We start from the raw sequence: 11430 nt of genomic DNA, 5'->3' as shown, positions 1-11430 counted from the left end.
TTTACAGAGTTTTATGTGTCAACATATCAGCTATGTACACTGGTTTAGGAAAATTGTCTATTCAATCTGAAAAATGGCGTTCTGGGGTTGTCATGTTCTTAAATGTAAAGTTTTGTTACGAGATTCAACATTTCTGGCTTTGTCTATATATGCAACGAGAACTCCTAGATGATTTCCTCCAATCATTGTGTCACTTTCCCAATGAACGATTGCGGTTTTCTGGTCAGCAATTGCTGGTCGCTCGCAGATATCCACAGGACTAGGAATCCGTCCACGTTTACTTTTTCCTCCACGGCTCGGCTGAGCGTTCGACAAAAGCTCACGCCGAAGTCTCACGGCCGAAGCCTTTTGCCTTTTGCCTGTCCTGATATGTAGCTTATACTCAACGGATTTAGTATTAATTCCCGTGATATCGTGCTTTGATGACATCCGAGCCAGAGATCCATTTGCCGTTGAGATAAATTTCCCTCTTGACTAAGTTGGTAGAGCGGGTTTCTTTGTTCTATGTTAAGATGTTGAGGGCTTCGTTTTTAGGTCTGATTTGTTTTTGTATTGATCAGACACTACCTGATGAGCCTTTCTTTGTCAACTTTTGAGGTTGATGCGTTTCATTTTTGAATTGGCGTTATTAACCTGATCCCGTTCCTAACTTTTAGAGGTTATCTAATGATAAGCTATCAGAGATAACCCCCTCTTTTTCGCTTTTTCTAGCTTGGTATGAAACCGTGATCAACTCTGAAGAAAAAAGACCGACTTGGGACGAATATTTTTTAATGATCGCTAAATTAGCCGCCACCAGATCTACCTGTTTAGCTTTTCCCGTCGGTGCGGTAATTGTCAAAGATCGGCAGGTTTTAGCTACGGGGTACAATGGTTCTCCATCGGGAACGGTTCATTGTACTGCCCAGGGTTTTTGTTATCCCGGTTTGGGAACCTGTCGAGAATCCGGAGAAATTCCCTCTCGGGCAATTCATGCCGAAGCTAATGCGATCGCTCAAGCGGCCAAACACGGTATTTCTACCCAAGGCGCTAGTATTTACGTTACTTTAGAACCCTGTATTTCCTGTTTAAAACTAATTATTTCTTCGGGAATTAAAGAAGTTTTTTACGAAGCGGATTTTAATAGTGGGACAAAAGCCATGTTAAGGGATTCTTTTCTGGAAACGGGGATTATTAAATATAAAAAGATTTATTTATCAGAAGCAATGGCTAATCATGCGGCCTTATTCTTATTAAATCCCATTTTGATCGATCTCAGGTAGTTATCCCAAGGATGCTAATTACTAGGAAAAGTCTCTATCTCTAGGGTAGATAAAGTTAGTTGAATTTGGATAAAATAGCGAAAATTTTTTATGGGTGGGTTTCCAGAAAAGGTTCGATATCGATGGGGAACCAATCCCCGTCTAATACTTGTTCGAGAGTGAATATAGACTCTAGGGGAATCGCATTTTTATCGACTATCCGCGCATTAATCAGGGATTTTCTGGCGGTTAAATAGGCTTTTTCCAAAGAATCGCGGGCGTGGTTGGCGAGGGTGGCACTATCTATTTTTTGTTCTAATTGCGCTCGGAAAGCGGCGATCTCCACTATCCAGTGACGGGCATTCTGTTCTTTTTCCGATTCCCAATAGGATAGTTTTAGCAGATGTTCAATTAAAACAGTTAATAAACTCGTTATTGCCTGTCTCTCGCTTTTTCCCATGCACTCCACCTCTTCGATCAGGTTTTCCCAGTCCACCCTGTCAAACTCTTTTCGCTTTAACAGTTCGGCGGTTTTTTCCGTCCAGAGAACAAAATCTTCCTCGTAGAGAGCGGTCATCATAGATTTATCTTCCCGACCGGGAGCGCAGGGTAATGGCTCGATTATAACCCTCGATCGCTATCCTCGATCCGCTTCTAGTGCGGGGAATTTTTGCCAAGTTAGAGATTTATCCTGCAGCACAAGTTGTTCTTTTTGTCAAAAAAACTTTTCCTTTTTAACAAAAGTACACAAACATTTTGATCAACGCTCTGGGCTAAAAAGGGGAGAAAGAGAGAAGGTCACTAATATTGTTTAAGTAGGCAGTGGGGATTGAGAGAGGGTTTCCAGGATGGCTCAACAGCTAAAAACACAAAAAGCACAGAAAAACCCATCATTGCATAGAGTAAAATTATACCAGAATCGCTGTAACTATTGCTATCTCGTCGATAAATAAAAATAATTCTCAATTAATTCTTGAGAAAAAATAAATATTGCCAAATGTAAATTGAAATCTTCTCAAGTATTAATGGTGTATTGATAAAAAATGCTTATATAATACCAAATCCTGTTTAAAAAGTATAAAAGAGCAGAGAGTGGGTAGCAGGGAGAAACAATTGATAACTTGGCAGTTAATCACACTATTAAAAACGGATTTGGTGTGAAACCGCCTTTCCCCTCTCCCGTGCGGTCCTACTATCCCTCGGCCATTAAGCGCAATAATTCGTCAGTGGATAGCTTGCCGCTGGCGTCGGTTCCCTCCAATAAACTATCGGCGAGATCGCGTTTATGGTGGTGCAGATCGACGATTTTTTCCTCGATCGTATCCTTGGCCACTAAGCGATAAATCGTCACCGGACGTTTTTGGCCGATGCGGTGGGCGCGATCGGAGGCCTGATCCTCCACTGCGGGATTCCACCAGGGATCAAGATGGATAACATAATCGGCCGCGGTGAGATTTAATCCTGTCCCCCCAGCTTTTAAACTAATTAAAAATACGTCCCCTTCCCCCGCTTGAAACGCTTTCACCTGTTTCTGCCGATCGCTGGCTGGGGTACTACCATCGAGGTATTGATATTTTATCTGCCGTTGCTCGAGATAACTGCGGACAATCGCTAAATGATCGACAAATTGACTAAATACCAACGCTTTATGCTGATTATCCAATAAATCATCCAGAATTTCCCCGAAACGGGACAATTTCGAGCCGGCTAAATCCAAATCTGGAGCCACTAACTGCGGGTGACAGCAGGCCCGGCGTAATTTCATGATCTCTGCCAGTACCTGGAGATGTTTTGCCCCGGCGGTACTGTCACTCTCGCTTAATTTCTCCAAAGCGCGCCGCCGTAAGGCCTCGTAAAACGCCTTCTCCTCGACGCTTAACTCGATCGGGACTAAAATCTCGGTACGGGGCGGTAATTCCGCCAGAACTTGGTTTTTGGTGCGCCGGAGAAGGAAAGGCCGCACCAGTTTTTTTAACTGTTCGCGAGCGGTTTTATCGCCGTATTTTTCGATCGGGGTGGCGAAACGGCGATCAAAACTTTCCAAAGACCCCAACAATCCGGGGTTAATAAAACGGAAAAGATTCCATAATTCCCCTAAATGATTCTCGATCGGTGTTCCTGTGGTGATTAATTTAAAATCCCCCCGCAGATTCATGGCTGCTTTCGATCGCTTGGTGGAGAAATTCTTAATCGCTTGGGCCTCATCGAGAACGATTGTCCGCCATTCCACCCCGGCCAACATGGTGGCCACTTCTTCCTGCTGTAATAACCCATAGCTACAGACCAACAGATCGAAAGGTTGCAGTCGATCGAGTAGTGCTTGCCGATCGCCTGTTCCCAATTGGATGATATTTAAGGTGGGTGCGAACCTTTCCGCCTCACTAATCCAGTTCAAACATACTGAAGTAGGAGCGATCGCTAAAGTCGGTCCCTCCGAGGCGCGGGTAAGGATCACTGCCAGGGCCTGTAAAGTTTTCCCTAATCCCATATCATCGGCCAAACAGGCCCCGGCCCCCCACTGGGCCAGCCTAGCTAACCAGCGAAAGCCTTCCAGTTGATAGTCGCGCAATTCTGCCTGTAGAGTTGAGGGGACTTCTGGGGTAAAATCCTGACTCTCCTGAAAGCGTTGTAAATTATCGCGCCAACGTTTATCGGCCTTGAGTTGTCCCACTTCCTCGCTGAGTTCCGAGAGAATCGGGGCAGCGAAGGGATGAAACCGCAAACCGTCGCCGGACTTTTCCGAGAAAGCGCGCATTTCCTGTAACCGTTCCCGAAATGCCTCGGTTAGGGCGAGAAATTGACCATCTCCGAGGGGAATAAACCGCCCCGGCGATCCCTCTAGCAATTTCATCAACTCCTGCATACTCAGGACTGATTTCTCCTCTAGGTGCAGTTCCCCACTGACCGCAAACCAATCCCGTTGACTGTGGATATTTAGGTGTAGGTCCTGTAATCGCACCTGACGCGACACCCGCCATTTTTCCCCTTCCGGCCATTCCACGAGGACACTATCGCTTAATTCCCGCAATTCCAGCAGTAGATCTAGACAATCCTCTGGATTTTCTAGCCGCCATTCCCCATCTTCTTCCTCAAAACTGATCAGGATCGGACAAGAATCGATCGCTGTTTGGGCCAGTTTTTTCTCCAGGGCTAAATCCCTAGTTGTTTGCAGCCGTTCCCCCTCGATCTCGGCGATCACTGTTTCGCCCCCTTTTCCAGGCTGGAAATAGGGACCGGCTGCCCCAAAAGGACGGCTGAGAACCGCCACTTTTAGACCCTCCCCAGCCGGTAAGAGATGAATCCGGGGTTGACTATCGGCCGCCACTGACCGGGCTGCTTTTCCTCCGCCGATATCGGAATGTACTGTCACTATCCCGGAGAGGGAATTGATTGCGGCCAGGACTTTTTCCCGGCCTTTGTCGGGGACTTCTAGGCGGTTGCTTTTGCCGATAATGTCGGCGATGCTTCGGTGTTCTGGCTTGACTTCGATTACCTTAATGCGAGTGGGGGTTTCTTTCCAAATCAGCACTTCTTGGCGATCGCTGAGATCGGGTAGTAAAGAGAGGATTAATTTACCCGATTTTTCCTTTCTTACTCGCAATTCCGGTTCCCCGGCGACGATTTCTACCCGCGTTCCGGGGGAATCTTCCCAAAACACCAGGGGATGACCGATCAGTTCGATAATGGCCCGGCGCTCAAAGTGATACTCGTTCTGGCCATAGTAACTGGATTCCACGAAGATATGGGCGCAAATTTTCAGGTCTTGCGGGGTTAAATAGTCAATTTCCCCAGTTTTTCGCAGACGTTTCAGGGAGACGGGACGGCCACGACTCCAATTACCCCGCGCGTCGAGTTTTTGTTCTTTTGCTTGCAGGAAATAATCCTCGGAATGGATAGTGATAAACCAAGCAAGGCGGACGACGGGGTTAGATTTACCCGGGGTTGGTGTTGGCGCGCACAGATTAGTCAAGGCATTCAGGCACAGTTGCCAAGCTTCTTGGGGTTCGATCGCATCCACCAGGGGGGAAGGGAGATGCCAGTTTATAACCACCTCCGCTTCCGGCGCTCGATCGAGTCGGGACAGTAGGGCCCCGGTTTCCAGGGCTAACCAATGGTAGCCAGCCGCCTTGGCATCTTTGTAGAGGGGCAAGAGTAGGCGGGGCAGATGTTTTTTAGCGATGTCGCTACTCATCCAGTAGAGACAGATACTATAGAGAAGAGTCTCTAGACCCTGGCCCATTTGGTAGGGATTGATCGTCGCGTCGATGATTGCGTCTTTGGCCTGCATATCTCCCTGACGGGCAGCGATGATTTTTTCCAGACGGGCATAGATAGGACTGAAAGGATGATCGTTTTGACGCGTCACCCAATTGGTATAGCTGGCGGCTTCGGCGAGACGTTCGGGGGTTCCTTCTTTGAGGAGGGCGAAAATAAAGGAGAAGCCGCTAATTGAAGAAAAATAGATTTTTTGTTTTCCTTTAGCTTTTTTTAGGGCTTTAAGGGCGAGGGTGTATTCTTGGATCGCTTTGCTGTTTTTCCCCTCTAGAAAGGCAATCCAACCCCGGAGCGCTCCGATTTCTGCTGCTTGGCTTTCCGGGAAGGGGCGATCGAGATACCGACGCACTTTATCGCTTTGTCCTCGGATGATTGCCTGTTCGAGCCACAAATGGCCTTCGGAAACACTGGTCTGGTCTTGACAGAGTTCTTCTAGGAGGGAAAAAGCTCCATCGGCGCGAGTTATTTTTTCAAAAGCCTTGACAAGAATGCTATTTAGTGCTAGGGCTTGAAATTTGGTCGGTTGCGTCCGTAACCAATCCCCATCGAAGGGGTTATCGTAGATGAGAACCAGAAGGTCTTCCAGGCTGATTTTTGAGGAAGAATAGCTGGTTTTCTGATAATCGGCGATTTGTTGTTCGATCGAGTCGAAATCCTGACGATAGATGGCCAGACGGATTTCTCGGATTAATTGCTCTTTTCCCTGAAAAACTAGGCTTTCATCCCAACGAGTTCGGGGTTGCGGCAGTTTGTCCTTGATGATCTCGGCAAAACGCTTGAATTCCCCCTTGCTAACGCTATCACGGCTGGCAATCTCGACGAGGAGGGGATGACAGCGCGGCCCATAGCCTTTGTCCTGGATGATTACTTCCGCTTCTAGGAGGCGATCTAAATGGGATTTCAGGGTTTGGCCGTTAAATCGCCGGTTGTTCTCGTCGCGGTAATGGGCTTGATTTAAACAGTCTAGAAAAGTGCTGCGGGCGATCGGTTCATAGATTAGGGAAAAAAGACGGACGATCACCTGATCGAGTGCCGATAATTGTTGGTAGCGTTCGATGAGTTGGCGGCGGAGTTGCTCGATATCGTTCATATTCGGTTATATTCGCTGATAATCCTAATCTTTTGGCGGTGAGATGGCTGCAATTTATAGACGGGTTTCCAAAAAAGGTTCGATATCGATGGGGAACCAATCCCCGTCTAATACCTGTTGGAGAGTGAATATAGACTCTAGGGGAATCGCATTTTTATCGACGATTCTAGCTCTGATCAGGGTTTTTCTGGCATCGGAGTAGGCTGTCTCGAAAGTATCCCGCAGGTGATTGGTGAGAGTCGGACTATCTACCTTTCTTTCCAATTGAACCCTAAAATTGGCGATTTCTTCGAGCCAATGACGGGCATTCCGTTCTTTTTCCGATTCCCAATAGGATAGTTTCAGGAGATGGATTAATAATTGAGTTAACAAACTCTCTACAGCCCGTCTGTCACTTTTTCCCATGCACTCCACCTCTTCGATCAGGTTTTCCCAGTCCACCAGGTCAAACTCTTTTCGCTTTAACAGTTCGGCGGTTTTTTCTGTCCAGAGAACAAAATCTTCCTCGTAGAGAGCGGTCATCATAGATTTATCTTCCCGACTGGGAGCGCGGGGTAATGGCTCGATTATAACCCTCGATCGCTATCTTCGATCAGCTTCTAGTGCGGGTAATTGTTGCCAAGTTAGAGATTTATCCTGCAGCACAAGTTGTTCTTTTTGTCAAGAAAACTTTTTCTTTTTAACAAAAGTACACAAACATTTTGATCAACGTTATTGGCGATGTTATTTTGGGACTACAGGGGAAAGATAACCTCACTGCTAGAATTTAATTTTCAGACAAATAACCTCAGAGCAGAAATTATGACCTTTACACCAGCTATTGATCCAGATATTGAATACCCCGACAGTGACGGTAAACCCATGGCCGATAATACCGAACAATACGAATGGATCGTTAAAATCAAAGAAAATCTTGAGATTCTCTTTGCTAATTCTCCTCAGGTTTTTATTGCGGGGGATTTGCTCTGGTATCCTGTCCAAGATAAGAAAATTACCGGACCGGTTGCTCCCGATGTTATGGTAGTATTTGGTCGTCCGAAAGGAAGACGGGGTTCCTATAAACAATGGCAAGAAGATAACATTGCTCCTCAAGTGGTCTTTGAAATTCTCTCCCCTTCTAATAGTTTAGAAGAAATGGAGCGAAAACTACTCTTTTATCAACGTTATGGAGTGGAGGAATACTATCTCTATGATCCCGATTCTCATAGTTTTCAAGGATGGTGGAGACGGGAAGGACTATTAAGTTCTATACCTGAGATTAAGGGATGGGTTAGTCCTCGGTTAAATATCCGATTTGAATTGAGAGAAGATGGGTTAGAAATTTATAGTTTAGATGGTCAGAAATTTTTGACTTCTATCGAGTTATCTCAAAGGTTAGAACAAGAGCGTCTTAAAGCTGAACGTTTAGCTGAATATATCCGTTCTCTGGGAATTGATCCCGATACTTTATAATGACATAATCGATGGGTTGCGGTGAATACTAATTAACTGGTTAACTGCCTAAGTTATCGTCATTGAACCCAGTCTAGGGCTATACTTAACTATGTAATCAGTAAAAAAACAAATCTATGAAAGCTTGGGCAAAATCTCTAGAAAAACCAGCAGTGGAATTTTCTGAAACGCAATTAACCTTATTATCGGGGAAAATTCCCGATGGATTGCGAGGGAGTCTCTATCGCAATGGTCCGGGGAGATTAGAAAGAGGTAAGCAAAAAGTTGGTCATTGGTTTGACGGAGATGGGGCAGTTTTAGCTGTACATTTTCATGATAATGGAGCCAGTGCCACCTATCGTTATGTTCAGACTGCTGGTTATCAGCAAGAAAGCGCCGCTAATCAATATTTATTTCCTAATTATGGCATGAATGCCCCCGGCTTCTTTTGGAATAATTGGGGAAAAGAGGTAAAAAATGCCGCTAATACCTCGGTTTTAGCTTTACCCGATAAATTATTAGCTCTCTGGGAAGGGGGTTTTCCCCATAAATTAGATTTACAATCTTTAGAAACCCTAGGTTTAGATAATTTATCTAGGTTACAAGCAAAGGAAACTTTTTCCGCTCATCCTAAAGTAGATTTGTCCAGAGGAGAGATTTTTAATTTCGGGGTGACAATCAGTGCTAAAGTTAGTTTAAATCTCTATAAGTCTGACTCCACTGGTCAAATTATCCAGAAAAACACTTTTGATTTAGATAGATTGTCGCTGCTGCATGACTTTGTTTTAGCAGGACAGTATCTCGTCTTTTTTGTCCCACCGATAAAAGCGGATAAGTTATCGATACTGTTGGGATTTAAAACTTTTAGTGATGCCATGCAGTGGCAGCCAGAATTAGGAACAAGAATACTAATTTTTGAGAGAGATTCTCTGCAATTAGTCAGTGAAAGTGTTACAGATTCATGGTTTCAATGGCACTTTGCTAATGGTTGTGTAAATGACCAAGGCAATCTTGAAATTGTTTTTGTCCGTTATGATGACTTTAAGACTAATCAATTTTTAAAAGAAGTTGCCACGGGTGAAACCGAAACCTTAGCCATTGGAAAATTGGCAAGTATTACCATTAATCCCCTATCAGCAAAGGTGATTAATCAGGAAATTCTCTCGGATTTAAGCTGTGATTTTCCCGTGGTTTCCCCGCAACTGGTGGGACAAAAATGGCAAAATACTTTTTTAGCTGTCCATCGTCCCGATAGCGATATTCGTCGGGAAATTATCGGACTTCCCGCTTGTTATAATCACTCCACAGGTAAGTTAACTATTGCTTATCTAGAAAATAACTGTTATGGTACTGAACCGATTTTTGTCTGCGATGGTTTATCTCCAGAAACGGGATGGTTAATCGTCGTAGTTTACGACGGCAATAATCACAGCAGCCAAGTGAGAATCTATGATAGTCAGCAGCTAGAAAAAGAACCCCTTTGTTGTCTGCAATTACCCAGTGTTATCCCTCCGGGGTTTCACGGTACTTGGCAAGAAAAATCAGAAAAAGGCGCTATTTAGAAAACGGGTTTCTTTGAGAAACCCGTTTTCTGGACTTGTGAGAGAGAAGCTTTATTCGATTTCTCTACGGTTGAAGATTTAATCAATTGGTTAAATACTTTAACTGCTTAGTTTGTGTTAGTGATCGCATCTTCGCCATGACAAGGGGTAAGATTGCTTCGGAAAGGGAATTTCAGTTAACAGTTAACAGTTAGAAGTGAGGTCTGCCAAAGGGAATTGACAGACCGCAAAACATAGGATAGCATTTGTATAATTCTTATCAAAATACGGAGAAAATATGACTCTAGTTATTTCCCAAGAAGTGATTAAAGCAAGTGGTTTATCAGAGGATGAACTGTTGAAGGAAATTGTTGTTATGTTATTCCAACAAGATAAGATTAGCTTAGGAAAAGCAAGTGAGTTATTAGGTATTAATCAAATCAAGTTTCAACGGATGCTTTCTGAACGAGGAATTTGTATTCACTATGATGTTGCTGAGTTTCAGCAAGATATTAAGCATTTAAAAGAGAAAGGTTGGCTATGATTATTATTAGCGATACTTCTCCTCTCAGCAGTCTTGCTCTTGTTGGTTAAGTAGGGAGGCACAATTATTTGTAGGATGGGTTAGCGGTAGCGTAACCCATGCGGGTGTTGGGTTTCATGCTTCAACCCAACCTACGTTCTATTTAGAAAACCCGTTTTCTTTGAGAAACCCGTTTTCTTTGAGAAACCCGTTTTCTGTAAATTTTTGTTATATCCCCCTTGAAAGATTGGGGATTGTTGAGCTAAAAATGTTAGCAATAAACCTCTGCGGGGAATGTCATGACTTCTACTCTTTTGCCGATTCTTCCTGTTGTTGACGATGTTTTGTTCAATTTCGCTCAATCTGATGGCTTTTGGGCGAATTTGGTCACCGCTTTTGGCACAAGTTATGATGTGGTTAAGGCGACGGAATTACGACAGCAGTGGAAAAGCCGAAATTTTAGTCAAATTCCCCCAATTGAGGTACTCAGTGATGAAGTTTTGGGAACGGCGAATGGTGCCTATTCCAGCAGTAAGAATAAGATTTATCTATCAGCATCTTTTTTAAATACGGCCTCGTCAGCAGCGATAATTAATGTAATTTTAGAAGAAATTGGGCATTATGTGGATGCTCAAATTAATCAGGTGGATAGCGCGGGAGATGAGGGGGCAATTTTTGCAGAGTTGGTGCAGGGAAATAGTCTGGATGTGGCAATCTTGGACGCTTTACGAGCAGAGAATGACCAGACAACAATTATAGTAAATGGGGAAATTATTCAAGTAGAACAGGCGAATTTAACGGGTACTAATGGGAATGATAGTATTACGGGTACATCTGGGGATGATAATATTTCTGGGTTAGATGGCAATGATACTTTAAGTGGTTTGGGGGGAAACGATAATATTTATGGAGGTAATGGAAATGATGTTGTAAATGGAGATGCTGGCAATGATGACCTTGCTGGTGATAACGGAAATGATAGTCTCAATGGGGGGGTTGGAAATGATCTGCTTCGTAGTGATCTAGGGAATGATACCATTAACGGAGGTTCAGGATTTGATTATTATTTCGCCAGTTATAGTGATCGCTCATCTGGTTTGACCATGACCTATGACCCGACTACGGGTAATGGTACCATTACAATCGGCTCAGAAGTTGATACTTTGATTTCGATTGAGAGTTTTAATGCAGGCCAAGGACTTAGTGGTGGTTTTACAGGAACTAATTTTAATGATGTTATTATTGGAACCTCTGATAGTGAAAGCCTTGGTGGCATTTATGGTCTCTTTGGGTTAGCAGGAGACGATACAATCAGTGGTGGCGCTGGAG

General features: G+C 44.2%; 8 protein-coding genes and 3 pseudogenes. 6 read left to right on the top strand and 5 right to left on the bottom strand.

Annotated elements, in window-relative coordinates; all coding sequences use genetic code 11:
- Positions 1-135: 135 nt before the first annotated feature.
- A pseudogene (locus ACE1AQ_RS11375) lies at positions 136-300 on the bottom strand (IS30 family transposase); the annotation flags it as partial.
- Between the two features lie 98 nt (positions 301-398).
- Positions 399-506 (bottom strand): annotated as a pseudogene (locus tag ACE1AQ_RS11370) (helix-turn-helix domain-containing protein); the annotation flags it as partial.
- A 219-nt stretch (positions 507-725) separates the two neighbouring features.
- On the opposite strand from ACE1AQ_RS11370, the gene ACE1AQ_RS11365 reads away from it, so the two are divergent.
- The gene (locus tag ACE1AQ_RS11365) at positions 726-1262 is read left to right on the top strand and encodes a dCMP deaminase family protein (protein ID WP_008202954.1); all 537 of its coding nucleotides are present in this window, start codon (positions 726-728) and stop codon (positions 1260-1262) included.
- Between the two features lie 88 nt (positions 1263-1350).
- Here the strand turns inward: ACE1AQ_RS11365 and ACE1AQ_RS11360 are convergent, their stop codons facing one another.
- From ACE1AQ_RS11360 to ACE1AQ_RS11350, 3 genes are all read right to left on the bottom strand, one after another.
- A complete protein-coding gene (locus ACE1AQ_RS11360) occupies positions 1351-1821 on the bottom strand; it encodes a DUF29 domain-containing protein (protein WP_008202951.1) in 471 nt (156 codons plus the stop codon).
- Positions 1822-2433: 612 nt separating this feature from the next.
- Positions 2434-6606, bottom strand: coding sequence for a DEAD/DEAH box helicase (locus ACE1AQ_RS11355; protein ID WP_008202949.1), 4173 nt, complete (start codon positions 6604-6606; stop codon positions 2434-2436).
- A gap of 54 nt (positions 6607-6660) precedes the next feature.
- Positions 6661-7131 (bottom strand): DUF29 domain-containing protein, encoded by a 471-nt coding sequence (locus ACE1AQ_RS11350; RefSeq protein WP_008202947.1) that lies wholly within the window; start codon positions 7129-7131, stop codon positions 6661-6663.
- A gap of 276 nt (positions 7132-7407) precedes the next feature.
- Here ACE1AQ_RS11350 and ACE1AQ_RS11345 point away from each other — a divergent pair, with 276 nt between their 5' ends.
- From ACE1AQ_RS11345 to ACE1AQ_RS11325, 5 genes and pseudogenes are all read left to right on the top strand, one after another.
- Positions 7408-8058 (top strand): Uma2 family endonuclease, encoded by a 651-nt coding sequence (locus ACE1AQ_RS11345; RefSeq protein ID WP_374808440.1) that lies wholly within the window; start codon positions 7408-7410, stop codon positions 8056-8058.
- A gap of 116 nt (positions 8059-8174) precedes the next feature.
- Positions 8175-9599, top strand: coding sequence for a carotenoid oxygenase family protein (locus tag ACE1AQ_RS11340; protein ID WP_008204789.1), 1425 nt, complete (start codon positions 8175-8177; stop codon positions 9597-9599).
- A gap of 45 nt (positions 9600-9644) precedes the next feature.
- Positions 9645-9710: pseudogene (locus ACE1AQ_RS11335) on the top strand (DUF4351 domain-containing protein); the annotation flags it as partial.
- A gap of 166 nt (positions 9711-9876) precedes the next feature.
- A complete protein-coding gene (locus tag ACE1AQ_RS11330; protein WP_002739258.1) occupies positions 9877-10122 on the top strand; it encodes a UPF0175 family protein in 246 nt (81 codons plus the stop codon).
- A 278-nt stretch (positions 10123-10400) separates the two neighbouring features.
- On the top strand, positions 10401-11430 hold a 1030-nt coding region (locus tag ACE1AQ_RS11325; RefSeq protein WP_374808438.1), incomplete at its 3' end, for a calcium-binding protein.

This window comes from Microcystis sp. BLCC-F209 (assembly GCF_041928595.1).
Classification (GTDB): Bacteria; Cyanobacteriota; Cyanobacteriia; order Cyanobacteriales; family Microcystaceae; genus Microcystis.
This window is presented reverse-complemented; position numbering and strand designations above follow the sequence as displayed.

Excerpts from the sequence above, each read along its gene's own strand:
- ACE1AQ_RS11350 (WP_008202947.1), bottom strand. The coding sequence starts at position 7,131 with ATGATGACCGCTCTCTACGAGGAAGATTTTGTTCTCTGGACAGAAAAA.
- ACE1AQ_RS11345 (WP_374808440.1), top strand. The coding sequence starts at position 7,408 with ATGACCTTTACACCAGCTATTGATCCAGATATTGAATACCCCGACAGT.
- ACE1AQ_RS11360 (WP_008202951.1), bottom strand. The coding sequence starts at position 1,821 with ATGATGACCGCTCTCTACGAGGAAGATTTTGTTCTCTGGACGGAAAAA.
- ACE1AQ_RS11355 (WP_008202949.1), bottom strand. The coding sequence starts at position 6,606 with ATGAACGATATCGAGCAACTCCGCCGCCAACTCATCGAACGCTACCAA.
- ACE1AQ_RS11340 (WP_008204789.1), top strand. The coding sequence starts at position 8,175 with ATGAAAGCTTGGGCAAAATCTCTAGAAAAACCAGCAGTGGAATTTTCT.
- ACE1AQ_RS11330 (WP_002739258.1), top strand. The coding sequence starts at position 9,877 with ATGACTCTAGTTATTTCCCAAGAAGTGATTAAAGCAAGTGGTTTATCA.